Here is a 26,655-nt window from a genome sequence, read left to right on the forward strand (position 1 = left end):
GTTCCACAGATATAAAGTCAGGGAACAAAATTGATAAATAGAGAAACTTATGATATAATGCAGGGCAGTAACGTGCATGCAAGAGCACGTACTGCTCTTTGCATATCAAGAAGTAAAAGAAAAAGAGGGAGAACATATGGAGTTAGTATACAGAAGTACACGCAGCACAGAAAAAACGGTGACAGCTTCCCAGGCGATTTTAAAGGGACTGGCAGATGACGGTGGTCTGTTTGTTCCGGAGCAGCTGCCAAAGTTGGATGTGGACATGGAGACGCTTAAGAGCATGACTTACCAGGAGACGGCATACGTGGTAATGAAGCAGTTCCTTACAGATTTTACGGAGGAAGAATTAAAGCATTGTATCAAAAGCGCCTATGATGAAAAGTTTGATACAGAAGAGATCGCGCCTCTGGCAAAAGTAGGAGATACCTATCATTTGGAATTGTTCCACGGAGCGACGATCGCGTTCAAGGATATGGCACTGTCGATCTTGCCTCATTTGCTGACTACAGCGGCAAAGAAGAATCATGTGAAAAATGAGATCGTTATTCTGACTGCCACGTCGGGAGATACAGGAAAAGCAGCGCTTGCAGGTTTTGCAGACGTACCGGGGACAAAGATCATTGTGTTTTATCCCAAAGGCGGTGTGAGTAAAGTACAGGAACTGCAAATGGTGACACAAAAGGGAGACAATACGTCTGTGGTAGCGATCCATGGGAATTTTGACAATGCGCAGAGCGGCGTTAAGGAGATTTTTGAAGATAAAGAACTGGCAGAAGAACTGGCTGCGTGCGGCTATCAGTTTTCGTCCGCTAATTCTATCAATATCGGGCGGCTCGTTCCGCAGGTCGTTTATTATGTATATGCGTATGCGAAACTTTTGGAGAATGGAGAAATTTCCGAGGGAGAAGAAATTAATGTCACGGTGCCGACAGGAAACTTTGGGAATATATTGGCGGCGTATTATGCAAAGCAAATGGGCGTGCCGATCGCAAAATTAATCTGCGCGTCCAATGAAAATAAAGTGCTTTTTGATTTCTTCCAGACGGGAAGATACGATCGAAACAGAGAATTCGTGCTGACTTCCTCTCCTTCTATGGATATTTTGATTTCCAGCAACCTGGAACGTCTTATTTATACGATCGCAGGACAGGATGCACAGAAAAATGCAGAATTGATGCAGGCATTAAAAGAAAAAGGTGTATATGAGATCACAGAGGAAATGCAGGCAGAGCTGAAAGATTTTGCAGGCGGGTATGCCACAGAAGAACAGACAAAAAGTATGATACGGGAAACGTATCAAAAGACAGGTTATGTAATGGATACCCATACAGCTGTAGCCGCATATGTGTGCAGCGAGTATCAAAAGAAGGACAAAGATAGAAAAAAAGCGCTTGTTGCTTCCACTGCAAGCCCCTATAAGTTTGCCCATAGTGTGATGACAGCGATTGATGAAACATACAGTGAAAAAGATGAATTTGAGCTGATCGATGAACTGCATAAGATTTCCGGCATGGAAATACCGGCGGCAATAGAGGAAATACGGAATGCTCCGATCCGCCATACGAGAGAGTGTGACGCAGATCAGATGAAAAAGACGGTAAAAGAGATATTGGGAGTTGAGGTGTAAGCGATGGATGACTTTTTTGGCATTATCAGTGTGATTGTTTTTGGGTGTGGGATTTATGGGTTCTATGCCTATTTCCAGATGAAACGGGACGGGCACATCAATGAAACGCTTTTGCTTGGAAAAAGCTATACAGAACAGATGTGCAAAGACAAAGAAAGTTATATGAAAAAAGCGCTTCCTGCGGTATTGATATTTGCAGTTGTCGCTACGATATATGGGGCAATCGATATGTTCCATTATTTCGTACAGCCGATCATGCTGATCGATGTGATCGGTATGGTGGCATTTTTCATTATGCTGATATGGTTTATGGTATATACAACAAAATTGAAAAATAAGTATTTTTGATTGATTTTTAACAAATTATTTAGTATAATGTATCCTGGCATGAAGTTTTCATGTTCCCCCATTTTGAAACTGGGGGAAAATGTAATGTCAAATATTGTTTTACTATATTTGGCGCTCTATACTATAGAAAGAAAGAGGTTGAGTGTAACATGGCGAATATTGATTTAACTCAGTATGGTATTACAGAAACTACAGAAATCGTGTATAATCCTTCCTATGAAATGCTGTTCGAAGAAGAGACCAATCCGGCTTTGGAAGGGTTTGACAAAGGGCAGGAAAGCGAACTTGGTGCGGTCAATGTTATGACTGGTATCTACACAGGGCGTTCCCCGAAAGACAAATACATCGTGATGGATGAAAATTCCAAGGACACTGTATGGTGGACTTCTGATGAGTATAAGAATGATAATCATCCGGCTAGCCAGGAAGCATGGGATACTGTAAAAGCAATCGCGCAGAAAGAACTTTCAGGCAAGAGACTTTTTGTAGTAGATGCATTCTGCGGCGCAAATAAAGATACACGTATGGCAATCCGTTTCATTATGGAAGTGGCATGGCAGGCACACTTTGTTAAAAATATGTTTATCCGTCCGACAGAGGAAGAATTAAAAGACTTTACTCCGGATTTTGTTGTTTACAATGCTTCTAAGGCAAAAGTAGAGAACTATAAAGAATTGGGACTGAATTCTGAGACAGCGGCTATGTTTAATATCACAAGCCGTGAGCAGGTGATCGTAAATACCTGGTACGGCGGAGAAATGAAGAAAGGTATGTTCTCTATGATGAACTACTACCTTCCTTTAAAGGGCATTGCTTCTATGCACTGTTCTGCCAATACAGATATGAACGGAGAGAATACAGCAATCTTCTTCGGCCTTTCCGGAACAGGTAAGACAACACTTTCCACAGATCCAAAGCGTCTTCTTATCGGAGATGATGAGCATGGTTGGGATGACAACGGAGTATTTAACTTTGAAGGCGGATGCTATGCAAAAGTTATCGATCTGGATAAAGAGTCTGAACCAGATATCTACAACGCGATCAAGCGTAACGCGCTTTTAGAGAATGTGACACTGGATGAAAACGGAAAGATTGATTTTACAGATAAGAGTGTAACAGAGAATACACGTGTATCTTATCCGATCGATCATATTGAAAAAATTGTACGTCCTGTTTCTTCTGCACCGGCAGCTAAGAATGTGATTTTCTTGTCTGCAGATGCGTTTGGTGTACTTCCTCCGGTATCTGTTCTGACACCGGAACAGACAGAGTACTACTTCCTGTCCGGTTTTACAGCAAAACTTGCCGGAACAGAGCGTGGGATCACAGAACCGACACCTACTTTCTCCGCATGCTTTGGACAGGCATTCCTGGAATTGCATCCGACAAAATATGCAGAGGAACTTGTTAAGAGAATGAAAGAAAGCGGAGCTAAGGCATACTTGGTAAATACAGGATGGAACGGAAGCGGAAAGCGTATTTCCATTAAAGATACACGTGGTATCATCGACGCGATCCTGGATGGTTCTATCTTAAATGCGCCGACAAAGAAAATTCCATTCTTCAACTTTGAAGTTCCGACAGAATTGCCGGGCGTAGATCCTAAGATCCTGGATCCACGGGATACTTATGCGAATGCTTCCGAATGGGAAGAGAAAGCAAAAGATCTGGCAGCAAGATTTATTAAGAACTTTGCAAAATATGAAGGAAACGAAATCGGCAAGGCGCTGGTAGCAGCTGGACCGCAGAAATAATAAAAAGAGAGATTCCGTAAGGAAATAAAAAGTATCCCAAAGTCTTTACAGACGATGGGATACTTTTTTGTGTAATAGGAAATACCATGCGATTTTATGATAAGATGATATGTTAAAACTGTGTGCCTATATGGGGAAAACAAGTTTACAGAAAAATATCGGCAGCCTTGTCATTCTTACAGACTTTTGTCAGTTTTTTTGTAAGCGCATTTAATTTCATTGTGCTGACACTTCTTGCCTTCTGACGGCATATCCGCACACATTTTTGACAGCTGATACATTTGTCCTTGTCTGTTTTTTTAGGATCTTCCAGTGAGATGGCACCGGCAGGACAGACTTTTGCACAGGCCTTACATTCCGTACAAAGATTGATATCCGCCTTGGGATACAGGCCGGCAGTACCGTATTTTTTATAGGGTGTATTGCCCGGCACATCAATCGTATAGCTCTCAAAAGGCTGTTCGGCTTTCAGACGTCTGTTTAACTGTGTGGCAAAGTCAGAGATCACCTTCATATCCTCTTTGCTTGGCCGTCCAAGACCAATAGAACGTACGATAGAATGTTCAGTTGGAAACGCGGCGGCACCAATTACTTTGAAACCTCTGTTTTCTACTTCTGTTTTTAATTCGAGAAGCGCATCTTCATATTCACGGCAGCCGTAAGTCACGAAGACAGCGGCGGGGGTATTATTTCCTTGTATTTCTTTCAGGCAATCCAGAAAGGTACGGGGAACCCTTCCGGCATAGACGGGAACACCAAAAAGTACGAAATCATTTTGCATAAATGACAGGGCAGGTCTTTTTTCTTTATGTACAGAAAAATCAAAAGATACCGATTTTAAATGTATATTTTTCGCGAGTTCCATAATGACTTTTCTTGTGGTTCCTGTTGGACTGAAATAGACAAGTTTTAATTCATTCATTTTCATAAAGCAAAACTCCTTATCTGATTAAGTAATGTGATAACGCCAGATATTTTGGCAATATGGTAACTATATCATATTCAGGAAAAGAATGCACGTATTTGGAGGCGGGAAAATGAAAGGAATTGAAAGAGGAAAACAGGTTGTAAATTTGAAATAAATAGGGTATAATACTCCTAGAGTTTAAAACACAACCTGAGATGTGCGATAACCCTGTAATTTTGAACCTACAATTACTTGAAACGGGATTCCTATATTTCTGTACTATGTCAGGCCTCCGTTCGCAGTGGAAGACAAAAAAGCAGATGCGGTTGCCCACCTAGCTGTGGCTAGGAGTCAAAATACAGGACCGGCATTTTGGGGAATTACTAAAGAGAAAGGCGGCTGTTTCGTACAGCCGCTTTTTGTTGCCTAATATAGGGAAGTGTGGTATGATTTGGAAAACCGATGAAAAGTCAGGAGTTTATAGATGTCAGGCAAAAGCAGGAATACAAGGAAGAATATAGAGAGGATAGTAGAGACGATAGGTTCGCATCATACGGGGGCTTATGCGGCGCAGGCAGCCTATTTTTTCGTGTTGTCCTTAATACCGATCATTATTCTACTTCTTACACTGGTGCAGTTTACCTCTGTGCCTATGGAAGATGTTATGGGGGCGGTATTACAGGTATTTCCGACCTCGGTGGAAGGGCTGATCCGTTCTATCGTACTGGAAGTTTATACACGTTCCGGCAGTATCATTCCCTTTACGATCATAGTGGCTCTGTGGTCTGCAGGAAAGGGCGTACTCTCAGTTACTTCCGGACTGAATTGTATTTATGATAATACAGAGACACGAAACTATCTGTATCTGCGTATTAGGGCATCTTTTTATACGGTTATTTTTATCCTTGCGATCATTCTTTCCTTAGTGCTTTCTGTTTTCGGAAACCGTATCAGTCTGATGATGTATGAGCACGTTCCGTTTCTTAGCAAAGTGGTAGATTTTATCATCCGGATCCGTACCGTAGTGTCGTTAGTTGTCCTGACGATATTCTGGGATCTGGTATATAAATTTTTGCCAAATAGGAAGAACAGGGGGAAAACAACATTGAGAAAGCAGCTGCCAGGCGCGCTGTTTACTGCGTCGGGATGGCTTTTGTTTTCTTTTTTCTTTTCTGTATATTTGGATGTATTTACAGGCTTCTCCAGTATGTACGGCAGTCTTACGACCATTATCCTGATCATGCTCTGGCTGTATGTCTGCATGTATATCATTCTTTTGGGAGGAGAGGTAAATGCTATGTTGGAAGGTTTACAGCGAAAAAATCTTGACAAACAGAGAACGTGTGTTAAAATGGAAGAGTAATTTCGTCGAAGATGGCGAGAAATTGAGAGAAAAGCGATGAACGTGTAAAGTAGAGGACCATTTTCTAGCAGAGAGAGAAAACCACCGGCTGCAAGTTTTCTTTAGTTCAGATGGCGATCGAATTTCCCACGGAAGCTGCACTTTTGAAATCGAAAGTAGAAAGTGCCGTATGTTGTACGTTACACAAAATTGAGTGCTCGCTGATTTTCAGCGTGAAACAGGGTGGTACCGCGATAGTATAACTTCGTCCCTTTGCAGGGAACGGAGTTTTTTTATTTCACAGGAAATTGCTTCTTATGAAATAAAAATGTTCCGTAAGAATCGCGCTGCGGCAAAAAAATGTCATGTTGCCGGATCAATCCGCCGCAGGCGGAGAATTCTACGGGGCAAAACTCTTATTAGGTAATTGCGAAACAAGTCCGCAATCCTGATTGAAAACAGGCGAAGGCTCCTGTCATGCAGGATTCTTGGGATAGGAAGTGAAAATCGTTCATTTCTTGGCACAACAAATAAACCTCATGGACTTATGAAGTTGGTAAGTCCTATGCTATGAGTGGTTTTAAACTTCGTATATATTGATGCTGGTGAATTTTATCAGTAACCATGACAGTTATTAACTGAGAAATTCCTGCAAGCAACAAATCTGCATGTAGTGTTTTCTCATTTTGGGTTTTACGACCGGCAATACAGAAACTGTCTTTAAAATGGTTGATTGATTTTTCAACGTTTACACGGATTTTGTAGGTCTCATCCCATTCTACGGAACCACGTTCCACACCGGGATAGGCACGCAGATTCTTTTCGGGGTAAATGTAAATCATTCTTCCACAGGAAGATGTGGTACAGGGGTTCTCACAGTGGCAGACACGGCGTTTCGTTTTGGTTTCACGGTTGTATTCCCATTTCATTTTAGGGCATACAAACTTCATGCTGGGAAGTTTGCTTCTCAGATGAGATTTACTCCCTTCCCGCTTCATTGGAAGTGTGGAATCATGCGGACAGTAAGGAACCCCATCCAGAAGTATCAAAGATACTCATGGAAGCAAGGTTAGAATCAATCTGTTGGCAGATCGGTTCAGTGATATCAACTAAGTGATCGAACATCGATTGTAAGTCCATAAGAAAGTCCTGTTTAAAGCGGGTAAATTTTGAGGCATCAGGAACAACACGGAAGCCACAGAAAACCCGTAGTTCCTGAGAATATTTTAAAAATATAATCAGAAGAGTATCCGTCGGGATTGAGAAAATGCGCTGAATAAGGAGAGCCTTAATCATAGGATAAAGTGGATGCTTGCGAGGTCTTCCTGTAGAAGCGTGAAAATGAGTAACAAAAGAAACAGGAACAATTTCATCAAGATTAATGGTTTGGTCAAGTAGAGAAAGAAACTGATATTTGTCATTATCGAATTTATTTTGGCAATCTTCAAAAACTTCTGCCAAAGTGAGCTGCTTATATGGTATCATATAGGTACATCTCCTTTCGGGTGGTTGGTTTATAGTTTCTAGGCAACTCTATTTTACCACAATCCGTTGAGGAGATGTTTTGTTTTATAAAAGTTAAAATGCCGTATTTATGCGGCTTGTGGCGTTTCGCAAACGCCTAAAAACTCTTATTTATGAAAGGAGAAAGAAGATGAAAGAGAAACTGGAGAAGATCAAAGCAGAAGCGATAGCCCAGATACAAGGAGCAGATATGCCGGAAAAATTGAACGACGTGCGTGTGAGATTTCTGGGCAAGAAAGGAGAATTGACTGCGGTCTTAAAGGGAATGAAAGATGTCGCTCCCGAGGATAGACCAAAAGTAGGACAGCTTGTCAATGAGACAAGGGCACAGATAGAAAAACTATTGGATGATTCAAAGGTAAAGATGGAAAGAGCGATCCGTGAAGCAAGGCTGAAAGCAGAAGTTATTGATGTGACACTGCCTTCTAAGAAAAGCAGTGTCGGACATAGACATCCTAATACGATAGCTTTGGAAGAAGTGGAGCGCATTTTTATCGGTATGGGATATGAAGTCGTAGAAGGTCCGGAAGTAGAGTATGATCTGTATAATTTTGAAAAGTTAAATATCCCGGCGGATCATCCGGCGAAAGATGAACAGGACACATTTTATATCAATAAAGAAATCGTTCTCAGAACACAGACATCTCCGGTCCAGGCGCGTGTGATGGAACAGGGAAAACTCCCGATCCGTATGATCGCGCCGGGCAGAGTGTTTAGATCTGACGAGGTGGATGCGACACATTCTCCGTCCTTCCACCAGATAGAGGGGCTTGTGATAGACAAAAATGTTTCCTTTGCCGATCTGAAAGGAACATTGGAGATCTTTGCAAAAGAACTGTTTGGTCCGGATACAAAGACAAAATTTAGGCCACATCATTTCCCATTCACAGAACCTAGTGCAGAGGTGGATGTAAGCTGCTTCAAATGCGGAGGAAAAGGCTGCCGCTTCTGTAAAGGTTCCGGATGGATCGAAATTCTAGGCTGCGGCATGGTACATCCGCATGTATTGGAAATGTGCGGGATAGACCCGGAAGAATACAGCGGTTTTGCATTTGGAGTAGGTTTGGAGAGAATCGCTCTTTTGAAATATGAGATCGACGATATGAGACTGCTGTATGAAAATGACATCAGATTTTTAAAACAGTTCTAAAAAGAAAAAGGAAAGGATGTAAATTATGAATACTTCATTATCATGGATAAAAGCATATGTGCCGGAGTTAGACGTAACCGCGCAGGAGTATACGGACGCGATGACACTTTCTGGGACGAAAGTAGAAGGATATGAGAGAATGGACGCAGATCTGGATAAGATCGTGATCGGACAGATCGAAAAGATTGAGAAACATCCGGATGCGGATAAATTGATCATCTGTCAGGTGAATATAGGAACAGAGTCTGTGCAGATCGTCACAGGAGCTCCGAATGTAAAGGAAGGCGACAAAGTTCCGGTGGTGCTGGATGGAGGCAGAGTTGCCGGCGGTCATGAGCCCGGACAAAAAGTCGCAGGCGGTATTAAGATTAAAAAGGGAAAACTGCGCGGCGTAGAGAGCTGTGGGATGATGTGTTCTATTGAGGAGCTTGGTTCTACGAAAGAGATGTATCCGGAAGCCCCGGAATATGGTATTTATATTTTCCCGGAAGATGCGGAAGTCGGGGCAAATGCGGTGAAGGCTCTAGGACTTGATGATGTGGTGTTTGAGTATGAAGTGACCTCAAACCGCGTAGACTGCTATAGCGTGATCGGTATCGCGCGTGAGGCGGCAGCTACATTTGACAAAGAATTTGTTCCGCCTGTGGTAAAAGAGACGGGAAATGCGGAAGACGTTAATGCGTATATCAAAGTTTCGGTTGAAAATACAGAATTATGTCCACGTTATTGCGCACGGGTAGTGAAAAATATAAAAATAGGACCTTCCCCAAAGTGGATGCAAAGAAGACTTGCTTCTGTGGGTATCCGTCCGATCAATAATCTGGTGGATATTACCAACTATGTCATGGAGGAGTATGGACAGCCCATGCATGCTTATGACCTAGATACGATAGCCGGACGCCAGATTATAGTAAAAACAGCAGAGAATGGAGAAAAATTTACAACATTGGATGGACAGGAACGTACAATGGATGACAATGTCCTGATGATCTGCGATGGGGAAAAAGCGATCGGTATAGCAGGGATCATGGGAGGAGAAAATTCCATGATCACAGACAATGTACAGACCATGTTATTTGAGGCGGCCTGCTTTGACGGGGTAAATATAAGAAAATCCAGTAAACGTGTGGGCTTGCGTACGGATGCGTCAGGAAAATTTGAAAAAGGACTGGATCCGAATAATGCCAAGGCTGCGATCGACCGTGCCTGCCAGCTTGTAGAAGAGCTGGGAGCAGGAGAAGTCGTAGGCGGCACAGTGGATGTATATGGAAAGAAGAAAGAGCCGGTCAGAGTACCCTTTGACGCAGAAAAGATTAATTCCATGCTGGGAACAGATATTTCCGAAGAAAAAATGCTCCAGTATTTTGAAAAGATCGGACTGTCCTATGATGCCGGCACTAAGGAAGTGATCGCGCCTACTTTCCGGCATGACTTGTTCCGCATCGCCGATCTCGCAGAGGAAGTGGCAAGATTTTATGGGTATGATAATATCCCGACCACATTGCCGAAAGGGGAGTCTACGACAGGTAAATTATCCTTCAAACTCCGTATCGAACAGGTGGCGAGAGATATTGCAGAGTTCTGTGGTTTCAGCCAAGGTATGACCTACTCCTTTGAAAGTCCAAAAGTGTTTGACAAACTACTGCTTCCAGAGGATTCTCCGCTTCGCAAAACAGTAGATATCCTGAATCCATTAGGTGAGGATTACAGTGTCATGCGCACGACTTCCTTAAATGGTATGCTGACTTCTCTGGCGACAAACTATAACCGGAGAAATAAAAATGTGCGTCTCTATGAATTAGGAAATGTATATCTTCCGAAACAGCTTCCGCTTACAGAACTGCCTGAGGAAAGAATGCAGTTTACACTTGGCATGTATGGAGACGGGGATTTCTTCACGATGAAAGGCGTGATTGAAGAATTCTTTGAAAAGGTTGGCATGAAGAAGAAAGAAACATATGATCCAAACGCAGGAAAACCATATCTGCATCCGGGACGCCAGGCGAACATTCTGTATGATGGAAACACAGTCGGATATTTAGGAGAGATACATCCGGACGTATTAGATGTGTATGGAATCGGAGAACGCGCGTATATTGCGGTGATCGATATGCCAGAGGTGACAAAGTGCGCTACATTTGACAGAAAATATGAAGGAATCGCAAAATATCCGGCAGTGACCAGGGATATCAGTATGGTCGTTCCAAAACAAGTGCTTGTCGGACAGATAGAAGAAGTGATCGCAGGAAAAGGCGGAGCTTACCTGGAGAGCTATTCTCTGTTTGATCTGTATGAAGGATCTCAGATAAAGGAGGGATTTAAATCTGTCGCTTATTCCATCGTATTTCGTGCAAAAGACAAGACGCTGGAGGACGCGGAGGTCACTTCCGCTATGCAGAAGATCCTGCGGGCGCTGGAAGAACTGGGGATCGAATTAAGACAGTAATCTGAAGTGGAGAGGAACCAGAATGAAGACAAGTGATTTTTACTATGAATTGCCGGAGGAGCTGATCGCACAGGATCCTTTAGAGAAGCGTTCGGACTCTCGCCTCCTGGTGCTTGATAAAGAGTCGGGGCAGACAGAACACCATGTGTTTAAAGAAATTGTCCAATACCTGCATCCGGAAGACTGTCTTGTCATCAATGATACGAAAGTCATTCCGGCAAGGCTGATCGGAGCGAAAGAGGAGACGGGAGCAAAGATTGAGGTACTCCTGTTAAAACGAAGAGAAAAAGATGTATGGGAGACACTTGTGAAACCAGGCAGGAAGGCAAAACCGGGTACGAGGATCCAGTTTGGCGACGGACTGCTCACCGGAGAAGTAGTAGATGTCGTGGAAGAAGGAAATCGTCTGATCCGCTTTGAATACCAAGGGATTTTTGAGGAAATCCTAGATCAGCTCGGGCAGATGCCGCTTCCGCCGTACATTACACATCAACTGCAGGATAAAGAACGCTATAATACAGTATATGCCTCCCATGAAGGTTCTGCGGCGGCGCCTACTGCCGGACTACATTTTACGCAGGAACTTCTAAAGAAAATAGAAGAAAAAGGAATCGAGATCGCACGGGTGACACTGCATGTCGGTTTGGGAACATTCCGCCCGGTAAAGGTGGATGATGTAGAGGCGCATCATATGCATTCAGAATTCTATATGATCGACTCGGAGGCGGCAGAAAAGATCAATCGCGCGAAAGCGCAGGGCGGCCGTGTGATCTGTGTCGGTACGACCAGCTGCCGGACGATCGAATCCGCGGCGGATGAAAAAGGACAGATCCATGCCTGCAGCGGCTGGACGGATATTTTTATCTATCCGGGATACCAATTTAAAGTATTGGACTGTCTGATCACCAATTTCCATCTGCCGGAATCCACCCTGATCATGCTCGTCTCGGCACTGGCAGGAAAAGAGCATGTGCTGGCAGCGTATGAGGAGGCTGTCAGGGAAAAATATCGTTTCTTTAGTTTTGGGGATGCGATGTTTATACAATGACACTAAAAATAAACTGAATAGTTGATATAGAACAAGGGAAATCGGCATTAGCCGATTTCCCTCTTTTATATATACAGTGAAATATAATCTGCAAATTGGGGGAAATCTTGATGAGGAGGAATTGACAAAAAAGAAACAAGGTGTATAATAGTTCACTGATAAAAGGTTTATATAAAAACTATTTATACAAAAACTTTTGCGGAGAGGTGGGAACATGTATCAAAATACAGCGTACTGGGTAAGGATACGAAAGAGCATCCGACTTTATGAAGAGATGCTGCACGAAGTGGCACAACGGCATGGATTGACAGGGATAGAAACAGACATTATCAGTTTTCTCCAGCATAATCCGGGAAAAGATACCGCGATGGATATTGTGGAGTTCCGCATGTTGTCGAAGGGATGCGTGTCCAAGGCAGTGGAGTCTCTCATTCAGAAAGGCTTGATAAAGCGGGAACAGGACGTACAGGACAGAAGAAAGATCCATCTTCATATGCTTCCTACATCAAAGCTTGTCATGGCAGATATAGAAGCTGTCCAGGAGCAGTTCTGGAAAATTATCTTCCATAACTTTACAGAAGAAGAAAAGAAGCTGTACTTACAATATGGAGAAAGAATCTTACAAAATGTACAGAAAGTGGCAGAAAGGGGAACAGACAGATGAATACAGAGAAAGATTTTCTAGGAAAAGAACCGGTGGGGAAACTCCTTGTTAAATTGGCATTTCCTACAGTGGCAGCACAACTAATCAATATGTTGTATAATATTATTGACCGTATGTATATCGGACATATTCCAAAGACCGGCGCATTGGCTCTGACTGGGGTCGGTGTATGTATGCCCTTGATCATGATCGTATCGGCATTCGCGGCGTTGGTAGGATACGGGGGTTCTCCGCGTGCATCCATCTGCATGGGAAAGAAAAAACCAGAGGAAGCGGAGAAGATACTGGGAAACTGTTTCAGCCTGCAGGTTATCATATCAGTTCTCCTGACAACGGCTTTACTGCTCTGGAACAGGAAGCTGCTGCTTGCGTTTGGCGCCAGCCCAAATACGATCGAATATGCGGTCAGCTATATGAACATCTATGCCGTTGGCACTGTGTTTGTACAGTTAACCTTAGGGATGAACGCCTTCATCACGGCACAGGGATTTGCGAAAACAGGGATGTTTTCTGTCTTAATTGGTGCAGTGACAAATATTGTACTGGATCCTATCTTCATTTTTGGCTTTGGAATGGGAGTACGCGGAGCAGCCCTTGCGACAATTCTTTCACAGGCGCTCTCCTGTATATGGGTACTGCATTTTCTGTTTGGAAAAAAGACGGTTTTGAAGATCAAAAAGCAAAACTTGAGGTTAAAAAAGAAGGTGATCCTTCCCTGCCTGGCTTTGGGCGTTTCTACATTTATCATGCAGGCGAGTGAAAGTATTATTTCAGTCTGCTTTAATTCTTCTTTGTTAAAATATGGAGGAGATATTGCAGTGGGAGCTATGACGATCTTAACCAGTGTCATGCAGTTCGCTATGCTTCCTTTGCAGGGACTTGGACAGGGCGCGCAGCCAATCATCAGTTATAATTACGGTGCCCGTAATAAGGACAGAGTAAAGGCTGCTTTTACATTACTCTTGAAGGTAAGTATGTGCTATGCTGGAATCTTATGGCTGTGTGTCATGCTGTTTCCACAGGGATTTGCTGCAATGTTCACATCTGACATGGCATTGTTGGAGTTTACTAAGACGGCGCTGCGGATCTACATGGCGGTAATGGTTTTATTTGGCATACAGGTTGCGTGCCAGATGACCTTCAATGCATTGGGGAAAGCGAAAGAATCGATCGTGGTAGCTGTCATGCGAAAGTTCGTGCTGCTGCTCCCTTTGATCTATATTATGCCGGCAGTATGGAAAGCAAATCCGACTTTTGCCGTATATATGGCAGAACCTATCGCAGATACGATCGCGGTCACATTTACGGCGATTTTGTTTGCGGCACGATTTAAAAAGGCACTCTCCGCGATTTAGAAAGCGTAAAATACATATTCCTGTGCAAGGATAAAAAAGCCGGCATGAAAAAGCCGGCACAGAAAAGAAATAGATTTATTCTGTAAGTATGTTATACTGATCATACTGGGGAAGGGGAGAGCAGTAATGAAAGAAAAACCTCTTGTGATATGCAGTTTTACAAAAAACGGAAGTAAAAAAAATGAAGAAATAAGCCGTATCTTGAAAAAACAAGGGTTCGTATGCAACGGCTTTACTTTGCAGAAATATGCGGGGAAAGAAGGCATGGAGACGCTTCAGGTACTTCCTTCTTTGCTAGGCAAATGGATCGGAGCACAGTGGGGCAGAGTCGGCTTCTTATTTATAGGGGCGGCGGGCATAGCTGTGCGCTATATTGCACCCTGGGTGAAGGATAAATATACAGATTCGCCGGTTCTGGTCATGGATGAAAAGGGACAGTACATTATACCAATTCTGTCCGGGCATATGGGAAATGCAGTAGAGATTGCCAGACAGATAGCGGCCAGCACGAAAGCAGTTCCAGTCCTTACAACGGCGACAGATGTGCAGGAAAAATTCGCGGTGGATGTCTTTGCACGCAGAAATGGGCTGTATATCGAGAAACGGGAACTGGCAAAGCGGATCACAGCGGCTGTGCTGGAAGAGAAAAAGATTGGTTTCTACAGTGCTTATGGATGGGAGGGGAATCTCCCGAAGGAACTGGTGCCTTACGAAAGTCTGGAAAAGATGAAGAAAGCAGGCGGACTGGGTATTGCGGTGACAGAAGAACAGGAAAGAGCAAAAGAAATGCCTGTCGAAAAAAGCGCAGCAGACAAAGAGCACATTCTGTTTCTTTTTCCCCAAAATATCATTGCAGGCATTGGGTGCAGAAAAGGACTCTCCTGTTATGTCCTGGAAGAACAAATCTGCCGGGTATTTCAAAAAGAAGGGATGTCTCTGGCACGTATGGCGGCAATCGCAAGTATAGATCTGAAAAAAGAAGAAACAGGGCTTTTAGAGCTTGCTCAAAAGTATCAAGTTCCTTTTCACACCTATACGGCAGAGCAGCTGCAGACAGTGGAGACTTTGCTGCCGACGGAGTTGAATGTAGAAAGCTCTGCTTTCGTAAAGCAGGTGACGGGAGTGGACAATGTATGTGAACGGGCGGCGATTTTTGCTTGTCCGCAGGGGCGAATACTTCTGCATAAACAAAAATTAGGCAGAATGACGGTCGCTCTTGTGGAACAGAAAGTGCAGCTTCAGTTTTGAAACGGGCGGGAAAGGGAAAAGATGAAAAAAATCTTAGTATTTGCCGGGACGACAGAAGGGCGTTTGATCGCGAAACGGGCAGGAGAATTATGCCTGGACTGCTATGTGAGCACGGCGACAGAGTATGGAAAAGAAATTTTAGGTCACATAGAACATGTGCACAGAATGAGCGGCAGAATGGAAGAACCGGAGATCTGTGCATGTATCCGGGATAAAAACATAGAGCTTGTCATCGACGCTACGCATCCCTTTGCCTGTGCGGTGACGGCGAATATCCAGAAGGCGTGTCGGGAAGCGGACTGCGAATATGTGCGCTGTCTGCGGGAAAAAGAAGAGGAAGACGGCGGCATAGGGATGAAGGTATTTGCCAGCGTGAGAGAAGCGGCAGCGTTTTTAAAAGACACAGAGGGAAATATCCTGATCGCGACAGGCACAAAGGAATTGAAGGAATACAGGCAGATACCTGATTTTGAAAAACGGTGTTATGCCCGGGTCCTTTCTACCGTGTCTTCTGTGGAACAGGCGGCAGCTTTGGGGTTCGAAGGCAAACATTTGATCGCTATGCAGGGGCCGTTCTCAAAGGAGATGAATATCGCTTTGCTCAGACAGGTCAAGGCGGCGTATTTTGTGACGAAAGAATCCGGACGGGCAGGAGGCTTTCAGGAAAAACGACAGGCAGCGGAAGAAACGGGGACAAAGCTTGTGGTGATCGGACGTCCGAGAGAAAAAGGAAAAAATCTGGCGGAAGTACTGGCATATCTAGAGCAAGTCTCAGATTGAAAAAGCAGTGGAAATATGCTATTCTAAGGGAAAAAATAGAGGAATGTTCCTTTTATTTTTTGAGGAAGGGAAGGATCTTAACCATATCGCAAGGATAGGAAGTGTTATCCTTAAATAAGGGACACCAGCCTCCTTCAGATATGGCAGAGATCAGAAGGAGGTTTTTATGTTGAAAAAGGGAAAGAAGTTGCTCGCTCTGCTTCTGACATTTGTTCTTTCGGCTGCTCTGCTTCCTATGACAGTTTCAGCGGCAGGTACGACTGTACGGATTGGAAGCAAGACACTTACAGAAGGGGCAAATACGATCGGCGGCGGAACAGCCACGTTGGATACAGCCACACAGACACTGACGCTGGAAAATGTTTCTGTGTCAGAGGCTGTTGGCATTACAGCGGACAGTGCATTTACTGTGGTGATACAAGGAAATGTATCTCTGGGCAGCGAAGCGGCAAGGATAAGCGGGAGCGCATTGTACAGCTGGAATGTTCCTGATCTGCATGTGCAGGTGACAGAAGGCGCTGTCCTGTCTCTCTATGCGCAGGGCGGAAACAATATTTATACAGACGGCAGTCGTCTGCATGTATCCGGAGCCGGCAAGATGCTGGCCAATGTGGCGGGAGGCTTTCCGGCTTTATACGCGGAGAATATCGCTATCGATGAGGGTCTGTAGCTGCAGATCGTATCAGACCAGGTAGGAGTGTATGCGGAAAAAGGAAATGTAGTGATAGAGAATGCCAGTGTTGAGATTCAGGCAAAGGATACCTGTATATTTGCACAGAGTTATGATTCCGCTGCGGATGCAGAGATTCCCTCATCTGTTACAGTAAGAAACAGTACGTTGGATATGACAGTAGACAATACAGCGGAAGAGGCGGATCCTTACGACATCTTTTGTGGAACAGGCGGCATCCAGGCGGAGAATATGGTCATAAACAGTAATGTTACAGGCGGAGCGTTGTACAGTGAAGGAGATATTAGGATCACAGGGACTGGGACGCAGATCACAGTTAATAGTTCCAGAGGTATCGAAGCTTCCGGCGGTACGTTGAAAATAGAGGATGGAATAGTACAGGTGACTTCCGATGATAATGCTTTATATGGATGGACCAGCATAGAGATCACCGGCGGCAAAGTCAAGGTTTTATCAAAAGACGAGAGTGCGATGGTATCCCGGGACGGCCAGATCAGGATCACCGGAGCAGATACAGTGACAGAGGCTGTTTCCAATGCAGTAGATAAAGCAGTTATCAGAAATGTAAGAAACGGCGGTATTTATCTGGAAGCGCCTGTTACACTTTCTCATACGGCAGGCGCAAAGTTGGCAGAAGGCGTGATGAAAGATAAAAGTGTGGGTATTACAGTAGGAGATGGATACGATGCTTTTGGATTAGAGGTATATACAGATCAGAGTGGAAAATCTTATTTTATCGCAAAGGGAAGTGAAGAACCTGTACCGGCAAGCGGAAGCGTGACGATATGCAGACATACATGGGACGCTCCAGTCTGGACCTGGACAGCGGATCATGCAGGTGCTGCGGCAAAGTTTGTCTGCACGCAGAATACAGGGCATTTGCTCACAGAAGAGGCAGTCATTACGGCACAGACCACAGACCCGACATGTGCAAAGGATGGAAAAACAGTCTATACAGCAAAAGTAAATTTCCAGGGAACAGAATATACGGATGTACAGTCGGTTCAGATCCCGGCAACCGGAAAACATGTATATAAAGACGGAAAATGTACAGTATGTGGAGCGGCAGATCCTGCATACAAACCGACAGATACAGGGAAAACGGACAAAGATAAGACAGACGGCACAGATAAAAAGACAGAACAGACAACCAGCGCGACACCGCATACAGGTGATGCTGTGGATATGTTGCCTATGGTGGTCATACTGCTTCTGTCAGGAGCATGCATAGCGGGCGTGGCTGCATATGGCATAAAGAAAAGAAGATAGACAGGGCATCTGGTATAAAGCCTGATACGTAAAAGTATCGGGCTTTACTTGTATATTCGTATATGATAAAATAAAACAAGTTTTAATCACCAAGGAGTCGTCCTGCGAATACGAATCAACTGCATATGCATTTAGAAGAAGTTCCGCCTGTTTGAGCGGAGAGGAGGAAGTCAGGTGTGAATCCTGCACAATGCCCGTTGCTGTATTAGTCAAGCGGTGTTCCTGTATGCCACTGTAACTGGATTATGGGAAGGCGGAATGCCGTGTGTGAGACTTAAGTCAGAAGACTCGCTTTTAAATGAAGAAGAATGGTTACGGGAATATGACCAGACAGGCAATTTAAAGAAAAGGACAGGATTCTGTCAAAAAAGAGCATATCTGCCGGTTCTGGCAATTGGATTCCCATCTGTGCATAAAGCGTTAAAAAGGAGTGAAAAAAATTGAAGGAAAAAAAAGCAATCCTGGTCGTTAGTTTTGGAACCAGTTATCTGGACACGCTGGACAAAACGATCGGAGCGATCGAGAGAAAAATTGCCGCCGCTTATCCGGACTACCGGGTATACCGGGCATTTACGAGCCGGATGATCATCAAGAAGCTAAAGAGGACGAGAAAAATAGAGGTGGATACTGTAAAAGAAGCGCTGAACAGAATGATTGCCGATGGGATAGGACAGGTGATCGTGCAGCCTACACATGTCATTAACGGAATTGAAAATGACAGGATGATGGACGATCTGATGGAGCAGATGGATGCGTTTCAGAAGATCCGGGTAGGAAAGCCTTTGCTCAACAGTGTGGATGATTACAAAAAGGCGATCCATGCGGTGATGTCCGAAGTGGAACTGCAAGAGGAGGAAATGCTGGTTCTGATGGGACATGGGACAGAGCATCATGCCAACGCTGCGTATCCGACACTGGAATATACCTTTCATGCGCTTGGCTATCAGCAGGTGCTTGTAGGAACGGTAGAAAGTTTTCCAGAACTGAAAAATGTTCTGGCAAAATTGCAGATATCCGGGAAAAAGAAGGTTCTGTTGATGCCGTTTATGATCGTAGCCGGCGATCACGCACGAAATGATATGGCAGGAGAAGAAGATTCCTGGATGAGCGAGCTTACAGAAGAAGGCTATGAAGTGCGGGCGCAGATACGAGGATTAGGTGAAATGGAAGGGATACAGAACTTGTTCTTGGAACATATTGAAGAAGTTATGTAAAGAAGCTGCACAAAAAAGAAGAGATATAGAAGACAGTGTATTGTATAGATATCAGTATTGCAGAAGAGGTAGGAAAACGTGACATTGGAGATCGGACAGACAAAAGAGGGCTTACGCTTTGGATATACGACGGGAAGCTGCGCCGCCGCCGCTGCGAAAGCGGGGGCGTATATGCTGCTTCTGGGTGAGGAGATCAGGCAGGTAAAACTGATGACACCGAAAGGGATCTGTCTGTATCTGGATGTGGAGCATATTGAGCGGTATGAGCAGGCTGCCGCATGTGCGGTAAGAAAATACAGCGGGGACGATCCGGACATTACGAATGGGATTTTTGTGCATGCTCATGTACAAAAGACAGAGAAGCCGGGTATCTTTTTAGAAGGCGGAGAAGGCGTCGGCACAGTGACGCGAAAGGGCCTGGAGCAGGAGGTTGGAGAGGCAGCGATCAACAGAGTGCCGCGGCAGATGATCCTCGGGGCGGCAGAAGAAATCTGCCGGGAGGCAGGCTACAGCGGAGGGCTTAAGATCGTAATCTCGATTCCGGAGGGAAGAAAACTGGCTGCACGTACGTTTAACCCCAGACTGGGGATCGAAGGAGGTCTTTCTATCCTGGGAACGAGCGGGATCGTAGAGCCAATGAGCGAAAAGGCACTGACAGATACGATCTATCTGGAAATGAAAGTGTTAAGAGAAAATGGAAGCAGGATGTGTTATCTGGTACCGGGAAATTATGGGAGCGATTTTTTAAGAGAAGCGCTGGGCTATGACGGAAAGCTTTCTGTCAAGTGCAGCAATTACATTGGGGAAGCCTTAGATGACGCGGTAAACTTGCGGATGGAGTCGGTGCTTTTGATCGGGCATGTGGGGAAATTGGTCAAACTCGCCGCTGGAGTGATGAATACCCATTCCAGACAGGCAGACTGCCGGATGGAAGTGCTGGCTTCTCATGCGGCAATGGCAGGCGCAGAGCAGAAGAGCATCAGAGAGATCATGCATTGTATCACGACTACAGAGGCGATCGAACTGCTGAAACAGGAAGGTCTGTTGCATACAGTCATGAAATCTGTCATGGAGCGGATCGCTTTTTATCTGCGCCAGCGATGTCAGGGAAGGATACAGACGGAGGCAATCCTGTTTTCCCGGGAAGAAGGGATTTTAGGAGAGACGAAAGGCGCAGCAGGATTGTTTGAGAAAATAAAAGGAGAAGACATATGAGCGGAACATTTTTTTGCGTAGGTGTAGGACCGGGAGATCCGGAACTTCTCACATTCAAGGCGGCAAGAAAGATTATGGAAGGGGATATCCTTATCCTGCCGATATCGGATAAAAGCCTGACAGCTCCGATTTATGAAGAAGCAGAAAAAAAAGAGACGGAAGCGTTTCGCAGGCAGTGCGTGGCCTATCAGATCGTGCAGGGGCAAATAGAAGGAGTGAGGGAAAAGGCAAAGTTATATCTTCCCATGCCCATGATCAAGGATAAAGAGCTGCTTAAGCAGATACATGATGCAGGGGCGGAAGCGATCGCCAGTCTTTTGGACAGGGGGAAAATGGCAGTGTTCATTACGCTGGGAGATCCGAGTCTGTATTCGACTTGTCTGTATGTGCAGAAACGGTTGAAGATAAAAGGGTATCATACAGAGCTGATCCCGGGGGTGCCGTCTTTTTGTGCGGCAGCGGCACGTCTGGGTATGGGGCTGGCAGAAAATAAAGAACAGCTGCATGTGATCCCGGCGTCTTATGGGGTGGAAGAAGCGCTTTTGCTTCCCGGAACAAAAGTGCTGATAAAGGCAGGGAAAAAAATGCCGGAAGTAAAACGGGCGGTCAAGAGTAAAAATCTAGAGATCGAGATGGTGGAAAACTGTGGCATGCCGCAGGAGAGAATCTATAAAAGTGTGGAAGAAATCCCGGAAAACGCGGGATATTATTCTCTGCTGATCGTAAAGGAGGAAAAGAGATGATCGCATTTGTCGGCGCGGGTCCGGGGGCAGCAGATCTGATCACGGTGAGAGGACAGACGTTTTTAAAAGAAGCGGATGTTGTGATATATGCCGGTTCATTGGTGAATCCCGATCTGCTTGCAGTATGCCGGAAAGATTGTGAGATATACAACAGTGCGTATATGACTTTAGAAGAAGTGATCCATGTGATGGAGGAGGCGGAAGAAAAAGGCAAGAAAACGGTCCGCCTGCATACCGGAGACCCTTCCTTGTATGGAGCTGTCAAAGAGCAGATCGATCTGTTAAAAAGTAAAGGCATCTCTTACGAGATATGTCCGGGCGTCAGTTCTTTTTGCGGAGCGGCAGCCGCTCTGGAGGCAGAGTATACGCTTCCCGGTATCTCTCAGTCTGTCGTCATCACACGCATGGCAGGGCGCACGCCGGTTCCTGTCAAAGAGTCGATCCAAAGCTGGGCGGCGCACCGGGCAACGATGGTGATCTTCTTAAGCACAGGTATGCTAAAAGAGCTGGAGCAGGCGTTGAAAGAAGGCGGATATCCGGAGGATACTCCGGCGGCGATCGTGTACAAGGCGACGTGGGAGGATGAGAAAGTATGCCGTTGTAAGGTATGTGAATTGTCCCGGACGGCACAGGAAGAACAGATCACGAAAACAGCGCTGATCGTCGTAGGAGATGTACTGGCAGGCGGATATGAGCGGTCAGAACTGTATAATCCGGCGTTTACGACAGAATACAGACAGGCACATGTTCCTTATGAAGAGCAGAAGAAACAGCAGGCAGACAGCAGAAAAAACAAAGAACAGCAGATACAGGATATACAGGAAAGCGGCAAAAAGGAGGCGGGTGCGGATGAGTAAAGCATATATAGTGGGGCTGGGCCCCGGAGCCGGCGAACAGATGACGCTGCAGGCAAAGAAGGTGATACAGCGCTGCAAAGTGATCATCGGCTATACGGTATATGCAGATCTTTTGAAAAAGGATTTTCCGGATAAGGTCTATCTGACAACGCCGATGAGGCAGGAGACAGCGCGGTGCAGGATGGCGTTTGAGGAAGCAGAAAAAGGAGAGGATGTTGCGGTCGTCTGCAGCGGAGATGCCGGTATTTATGGAATGGCAGGGCTGATGTACGAGATCAAAAAAGACTTTCCGGAGGTAGAACTTAAGATTGTGCCGGGGATCACGGCGGCATCCGGAGGAGCAGCGCTTTTGGGAGCGCCGCTTATGCATGACTTTGCTGTCATCAGTTTAAGTGATCTGCTCACACCCTGGGAAAAGATCGAGAAACGTTTAAAAGCAGCGGCAATGGCGGATTTTGTCATCTGTCTATATAACCCGTCCAGTAAAAAGCGTGCAGATTATCTGCGGCGGGCGTGTCTTTGTATGCTGGAATATAAAAGAAAAGACACCGTATGCGGGATCGTCCGCAACATTGGCAGAGAAGAAGAATCTTACGAGATACTGACGCTGGAGGCATTAAAAGAGAAACAGACAGATATGTTCACGACGGTTTTTATCGGAAATGAGCAGACAAAAGAAATAGCAGGGAAAATGGTAACACCGAGAGGATATCGTGATGTGTGAAAAGGAAAAGAAAGTTTATCTGCTTGGAATCGGGATGGGCGATCCCAAAGGGATCACCGCAGAAGTAAAAGAAGCTCTTCTGGCATGCGGCTGTGTGATCGGGGCAGAGCGCCTGATAAGAAGTGTATTTGACAAGATACAGCCATATCTGTCTGCGGAAGAAGCAGAAGAGTTTTGCAGCAAAGAACGGCTGGCAGAATATCGTGCAGACGAGATCGCACGATTTATCAGGAACCATAAGACAGAAGATACATTTGCCGTCGTACTCTCCGGAGATACGGGCTTTTACAGTGGAGCAAAGAATCTGGTGCGGGCATTGCAAAACTTTACAGTCAGCATCCTTCCAGGTGTTTCTTCTGTATCGTATCTGGCGGCAAGACTTGGCACCTCCTGGGAGGATGCAGCGATCGTCAGTATGCATGGTCAGAAGGCAAACTTTATCTATGAGATACTGCACAATGAAAAAACGTTTCTCTTACTGGGAACCAAGGGGCAGGAAGAAGAAATCTGCCGGAAGATCAAATACTACGGGCTGGAAGAGATGCAGGCAGCCATAGGAAAGAATCTGTCCTATCCGGATGAAGAGATTTTGACAAAACGCGCAGGGGATCTCACGGCGGAAGATTTAAAGGGGCTGTCTGTGGCAATGTTTCTGAACGCACATCCGCAGGTGAAGTGCAGGGCAGCTGTACAAGATGCAAAATTCATCCGGGGAAAGGTTCCTATGACAAAGGAAGAGATACGCACAGTCTGCTTATCCAAGCTGCAGCTTGAAAAGGGAGCGGTTCTCTATGACATTGGCGCAGGGACCGGTTCTGTCTCTGTGGAGGCGGCTTTAAGCGACGCTTCTGTCCGGGTGTACGCAGTAGAGAAAAATCCGGAAGCCGTTTCTCTTCTGGAGGAAAATAAAAGAAAATTTGCGGCAGACTGGATGGAGATCGTGAAGGGGACTGCGCCGGAGGCTTTGGAAGATCTTCCGGTTCCCAGCCATGTGTTCATCGGAGGCAGTTCCGGGAATTTAAAGGCGATCCTGCAGACAGTACGCCTGAAAAATCCGGAGGTACGTATCGTGCTGACAGCGATCTCCCTGGAGACGGTCAAAGAGGCAATGGAAGCCATGGAGGAAGGACTTCTGCCTTCTGCCCAGGTTATCCAGATGACAGTCGCAAGATCGCATAGTTTACGGAAATTCCATATGATGCGGGGGGAAAATCCCATTTATATTATCTCGGCAGGAGGAAAGGAGTGCTCATGAAGATCCCAAGAATCGTATTTGCGGCTCCTTCCAGCGGCAGCGGGAAGACGGTGACCGTCTGTGCTTTGCTAAAAGCGCTGTCTATGCAGGGCAGGAAAGTGGCGGCATATAAATGCGGACCGGATTATATAGACCCTATGTTTCACAGGGAAGTACTGGGCATAGAAACCGGCAATCTGGATCTGTTTTTCTGCGAGAGAGAGAAGTTGGGCCAGGTGTTCTGCCGGCAGGCAAAAGAAAAAGACATCGCAGTCATAGAAGGTGTGATGGGGTATTATGACGGAATCAATATGGACTCTTATGAGGCAAGTTCTTACGATGTGGCACGGACACTGAAGGCGCCTGTAGTGTTAATTCTCTCTCCCAAAGGGATGGCATTGTCTGCGGCAGCGATCGTGGAAGGGATCATCCGTTTTCAAAAGGACAGCAATATCCGTGGAATACTTTTAAACCGGACAGGGGAACACCTATATCCCCGGATGAAACAGATGTTGGAAGAAGAATTAAAAAGGCGGGGATACGAGGTGCCGGTGCTGGGGTATCTTCCGGAGGAGGAAGTCTTTTTTCTTGAGAGCAGGCACTTAGGTCTTGTGACCCCGGCAGAATTAACAGGACTCCAGAAAAAAATGGAAGAAGCAGGGCGCAGAGTAAGCGAAACAGTGGACTTGGAAAAACTGCTTGCGATCGCCGCGTCTGCCCCGGAATTTCCGGACCGGTCTTTGTCAGGAGACCAGAACAGGGAAAATATCGGGATACAGCCAGGCAGCTCTTTGCTGCGGATCGCTGTGGCAAAAGATGAGGCGTTTGGTTTTTACTACAGAGACAATATAGAAGTCTTTCAGGAATTGGGGTGTGAACTGGTAGAATTCAGCCCCCTTTCTGATACGAGACTTCCGGAGAGGATAAAAGGGCTTCTTTTAGGCGGCGGTTACCCGGAGTTATATGCGAAAGCACTGGCAGAAAATGAAAAGATGCGCTGTGCTGTCAGAAAGGCTATAGAGCAGGGACTTCCCTGTCTGGCAGAGTGCGGAGGTTTTATGTATCTGCATGAGACACTCTCGGACAGAGAGGGAACTGTATATCCGATGGCAGGTGTGATCAAGGGACATGCCTCCTTCCAGGGGAAACTGGTCCGGTTTGGCTATATCCATGTAGAGGGAAACTGCGACGGAACGTATTTGAAACAAGGCGAAGCCATCCGAGGGCATGAGTTTCATTATTGGGACAGTACAGACAACGGCAGCGCCTGTCTTGCCCGAAAACCGGATGGGAAACGATCCTGGAACTGTATACACGAAAGAGGAAATCTGTTTGCCGGATATCCGCACCTGTATCTGCCCTCCTTCCTTCCTTTTGCTAAGAGATTTGTAAAAGCATGTGCAGACAGTAAAGTACATACAGGAGAGAACGCGATATGAAAGAAAAAGAGGAAATACAGCTTATCCGCATGCTCAAGAAGATCCTGCCGGCAGATGAATCGAGCAGAGAACTTGCGGCCAAACGCTGGATGACGGTCGGAAAGCCGTTGTTCAGTCTGGGAAAATTAGAGCAGGCGGTGACAGATATAGCAGGCATGAAGGGAACGGCAAAGTATACGCTTGAGAAGAAAGGACTTTTGATCTTCTGCGCAGATAATGGTGTGGTGCAGGAAGGCGTTACCCAGACCGGGCAGGAGGTAACGGCTGTCGTTGCGGAGAATTTTACAAAAAGAGCCGCCAGTGTCTGCCTGATGGCAGAACGTGCCGGGGTGGATATTTTCCCGGTGGATATCGGTATGGTCCGGGATGTGCCGGGAGTGACAAGACAGGAATATAAAATCGCTTATGGAACAAAGGATTTTCTCGTGGAACCGGCGATGACGAGAGAGGAGGCTGCGCAGGCAGTCCTGACAGGGATCCGCCTTGTAAAGGAGAAAAAAGAAGAGGGATATGAGATTCTGGCGACGGGCGAAATGGGGATCGGTAATACGACCACAAGCAGTGCGGTAGTTTCTGTACTATTGAAAGAGCCGGTGGAGGCAGTCACCGGAAAAGGCGCCGGACTAAGCGGCGCCGGACTGGAGCGGAAAAGAGAAGTAATACGTGCAGCCGTGGAAAGACTCAGGCCGGATCCGAAAGATCCGCTGGATGTATTAGCGAAAGTAGGGGGATTGGACATTGCGGGGATGGCAGGCGCCTTTTTGGGCGGCGCTTTGTACCACATCCCAATCGTGATCGACGGGTTTATCTCGGCTGCAGCGGCGCTGTGCGCAGTGCGGATGGCCCCTCTTTCTGCCGGGTATATGCTGCCCTCCCACGTATCGAAGGAACCGGGAGGAAAAAAGATCTTAGAAGCGCTGCATCTGGAGCCATTTCTGATCTGTGATATGTGTCTGGGAGAGGGAAGCGGCGCTGTGGCGGTCATGCCGCTTCTGGATATGGGGCTGTCCGTGTACCAGGAGATGAGTACTTTTGAGGAGATTAAAGTAGAGCAGTATAAAGTATTGTAAAAG

General features: G+C 45.8%; 23 protein-coding genes, 1 other RNA gene, 1 pseudogene, 1 riboswitch and 1 other annotated feature. Of the genes and pseudogenes, 23 read left to right on the forward strand and 2 right to left on the reverse strand.

The features are described 5' to 3' along the window. Window positions 1-136 precede the first annotated feature (136 nt). From thrC to pckA, 3 genes are all read left to right on the forward strand, one after another. Window positions 137-1,630, forward strand: coding sequence for a threonine synthase (gene thrC, locus WKT01_RS09400; RefSeq protein ID WP_270396044.1), 1,494 nt, complete (start codon window positions 137-139; stop codon window positions 1,628-1,630). 3 nt (window positions 1,631-1,633) lie between these two features. After that, window positions 1,634-1,978 carry a hypothetical protein gene (locus WKT01_RS09405; protein ID WP_059068728.1) on the forward strand — a complete coding sequence of 115 codons (345 nt, stop codon included), beginning with the start codon at window positions 1,634-1,636 and terminating at the stop codon, window positions 1,976-1,978. Between the two features lie 149 nt (window positions 1,979-2,127). Continuing rightward, a complete protein-coding gene (gene pckA, locus WKT01_RS09410; protein WP_270396047.1) occupies window positions 2,128-3,732 on the forward strand; it encodes a phosphoenolpyruvate carboxykinase (ATP) in 1,605 nt (534 codons plus the stop codon). A 145-nt stretch (window positions 3,733-3,877) separates the two neighbouring features. On the opposite strand, the gene WKT01_RS09415 is transcribed toward pckA, so the two are convergent. Next, window positions 3,878-4,660 (reverse strand): EFR1 family ferrodoxin, encoded by a 783-nt coding sequence (locus WKT01_RS09415; protein WP_340312161.1) that lies wholly within the window; start codon window positions 4,658-4,660, stop codon window positions 3,878-3,880. 183 nt (window positions 4,661-4,843) lie between these two features. Between WKT01_RS09415 and ssrS the strand changes: the two genes are divergently transcribed. Both ssrS and WKT01_RS09425 read left to right on the forward strand, forming a co-directional pair. After that, window positions 4,844-5,022, forward strand: a non-coding RNA gene (gene ssrS / locus WKT01_RS09420) — 6S RNA. Between the two features lie 101 nt (window positions 5,023-5,123). Next, window positions 5,124-6,002 (forward strand): YihY/virulence factor BrkB family protein, encoded by an 879-nt coding sequence (locus WKT01_RS09425; RefSeq protein WP_059068733.1) that lies wholly within the window; start codon window positions 5,124-5,126, stop codon window positions 6,000-6,002. Between the two features lie 27 nt (window positions 6,003-6,029). Beyond that, window positions 6,030-6,257, forward strand: a binding site (T-box leader). Between the two features lie 358 nt (window positions 6,258-6,615). Here WKT01_RS09425 and WKT01_RS09430 read toward each other — a convergent pair. Then, a pseudogene (locus WKT01_RS09430) lies at window positions 6,616-7,466 on the reverse strand (transposase). 169 nt (window positions 7,467-7,635) lie between these two features. Between WKT01_RS09430 and pheS the strand changes: the two are divergent. The 18 genes from pheS (at window position 7,636) to cobT (ending at window position 26,652) form a co-directional block, all read left to right on the forward strand. Continuing rightward, the gene (gene pheS / locus WKT01_RS09435) at window positions 7,636-8,655 is read left to right on the forward strand and encodes a phenylalanine--tRNA ligase subunit alpha (protein ID WP_340312162.1); all 1,020 of its coding nucleotides are present in this window, start codon (window positions 7,636-7,638) and stop codon (window positions 8,653-8,655) included. A 25-nt stretch (window positions 8,656-8,680) separates the two neighbouring features. Next, window positions 8,681-11,101 (forward strand): phenylalanine--tRNA ligase subunit beta, encoded by a 2,421-nt coding sequence (pheT, locus tag WKT01_RS09440; RefSeq protein WP_117974762.1) that lies wholly within the window; start codon window positions 8,681-8,683, stop codon window positions 11,099-11,101. A gap of 22 nt (window positions 11,102-11,123) precedes the next feature. Next, the gene (gene queA, locus WKT01_RS09445; protein WP_270395733.1) at window positions 11,124-12,149 is read left to right on the forward strand and encodes a tRNA preQ1(34) S-adenosylmethionine ribosyltransferase-isomerase QueA; all 1,026 of its coding nucleotides are present in this window, start codon (window positions 11,124-11,126) and stop codon (window positions 12,147-12,149) included. Window positions 12,150-12,363: 214 nt separating this feature from the next. Continuing rightward, window positions 12,364-12,813, forward strand: a complete 450-nt coding sequence (locus tag WKT01_RS09450) for a MarR family winged helix-turn-helix transcriptional regulator (RefSeq protein ID WP_117974766.1) — start codon at window positions 12,364-12,366, stop codon at window positions 12,811-12,813. Further along, entirely contained in the window at window positions 12,810-14,168 is a 1,359-nt protein-coding gene (locus WKT01_RS09455) for an MATE family efflux transporter (RefSeq protein ID WP_059068742.1), read from the forward strand. The genes WKT01_RS09450 and WKT01_RS09455 overlap by 4 nt, the downstream gene beginning before the upstream one ends. Window positions 14,169-14,294: 126 nt before the next feature. Further along, window positions 14,295-15,416: a cobalt-precorrin 5A hydrolase gene (locus WKT01_RS09460; protein ID WP_059068744.1), complete on the forward strand. Its 1,122-nt coding sequence runs from the start codon at window positions 14,295-14,297 to the stop codon at window positions 15,414-15,416. A gap of 21 nt (window positions 15,417-15,437) precedes the next feature. Next, on the forward strand, window positions 15,438-16,196 hold the full coding sequence (gene cobK, locus WKT01_RS09465; RefSeq protein WP_270395729.1) for a precorrin-6A reductase: 759 nt from the start codon (window positions 15,438-15,440) through the stop codon (window positions 16,194-16,196). Window positions 16,197-16,362: 166 nt separating this feature from the next. After that, entirely contained in the window at window positions 16,363-16,866 is a 504-nt protein-coding gene (locus tag WKT01_RS09470; protein WP_270395728.1) for a hypothetical protein, read from the forward strand. Window positions 16,867-16,893: 27 nt separating this feature from the next. Next, window positions 16,894-18,156: a carbohydrate-binding domain-containing protein gene (locus WKT01_RS09475; protein ID WP_270395727.1), complete on the forward strand. Its 1,263-nt coding sequence runs from the start codon at window positions 16,894-16,896 to the stop codon at window positions 18,154-18,156. A 122-nt stretch (window positions 18,157-18,278) separates the two neighbouring features. Next, window positions 18,279-18,466, forward strand: a riboswitch (cobalamin riboswitch). Next, a complete protein-coding gene (locus WKT01_RS09480) occupies window positions 18,424-18,600 on the forward strand; it encodes a hypothetical protein (RefSeq protein WP_270395726.1) in 177 nt (58 codons plus the stop codon). It overlaps the preceding riboswitch by 43 nt. Beyond that, a complete protein-coding gene (locus WKT01_RS09485) occupies window positions 18,597-19,370 on the forward strand; it encodes a sirohydrochlorin cobaltochelatase (RefSeq protein ID WP_270395725.1) in 774 nt (257 codons plus the stop codon). The genes WKT01_RS09480 and WKT01_RS09485 overlap by 4 nt, the downstream gene beginning before the upstream one ends. A gap of 78 nt (window positions 19,371-19,448) precedes the next feature. Beyond that, window positions 19,449-20,585: a cobalt-precorrin-5B (C(1))-methyltransferase CbiD gene (cbiD, locus tag WKT01_RS09490; RefSeq protein WP_340312169.1), complete on the forward strand. Its 1,137-nt coding sequence runs from the start codon at window positions 19,449-19,451 to the stop codon at window positions 20,583-20,585. Further along, window positions 20,582-21,328: a precorrin-2 C(20)-methyltransferase gene (gene cobI / locus WKT01_RS09495; protein ID WP_340312171.1), complete on the forward strand. Its 747-nt coding sequence runs from the start codon at window positions 20,582-20,584 to the stop codon at window positions 21,326-21,328. Before cbiD ends, cobI begins: the two co-directional genes overlap by 4 nt. Beyond that, window positions 21,325-22,185 carry a precorrin-4 C(11)-methyltransferase gene (gene cobM / locus WKT01_RS09500; protein WP_340312173.1) on the forward strand — a complete coding sequence of 287 codons (861 nt, stop codon included), beginning with the start codon at window positions 21,325-21,327 and terminating at the stop codon, window positions 22,183-22,185. Before cobI ends, cobM begins: the two co-directional genes overlap by 4 nt. Then, window positions 22,178-22,909, forward strand: a complete 732-nt coding sequence (cobJ, locus tag WKT01_RS09505) for a precorrin-3B C(17)-methyltransferase (protein ID WP_340312175.1) — start codon at window positions 22,178-22,180, stop codon at window positions 22,907-22,909. The genes cobM and cobJ overlap by 8 nt, the downstream gene beginning before the upstream one ends. Further along, window positions 22,902-24,164, forward strand: a complete 1,263-nt coding sequence (gene cbiE, locus WKT01_RS09510; protein ID WP_340312177.1) for a precorrin-6y C5,15-methyltransferase (decarboxylating) subunit CbiE — start codon at window positions 22,902-22,904, stop codon at window positions 24,162-24,164. Before cobJ ends, cbiE begins: the two co-directional genes overlap by 8 nt. Further along, a complete protein-coding gene (locus WKT01_RS09515; RefSeq protein WP_340312179.1) occupies window positions 24,161-25,582 on the forward strand; it encodes a cobyrinate a,c-diamide synthase in 1,422 nt (473 codons plus the stop codon). Before cbiE ends, WKT01_RS09515 begins: the two co-directional genes overlap by 4 nt. Further along, window positions 25,579-26,652 (forward strand): nicotinate-nucleotide--dimethylbenzimidazole phosphoribosyltransferase, encoded by a 1,074-nt coding sequence (cobT, locus tag WKT01_RS09520; RefSeq protein ID WP_340312181.1) that lies wholly within the window; start codon window positions 25,579-25,581, stop codon window positions 26,650-26,652. The genes WKT01_RS09515 and cobT overlap by 4 nt, the downstream gene beginning before the upstream one ends. Window positions 26,653-26,655: the final 3 nt, after the last annotated feature.

The sequence above is a fragment of the Mediterraneibacter sp. ICN-202921 genome (assembly GCF_037890075.1).
GTDB lineage: Bacteria > Bacillota > Clostridia > Lachnospirales > Lachnospiraceae > Mediterraneibacter > Mediterraneibacter massiliensis.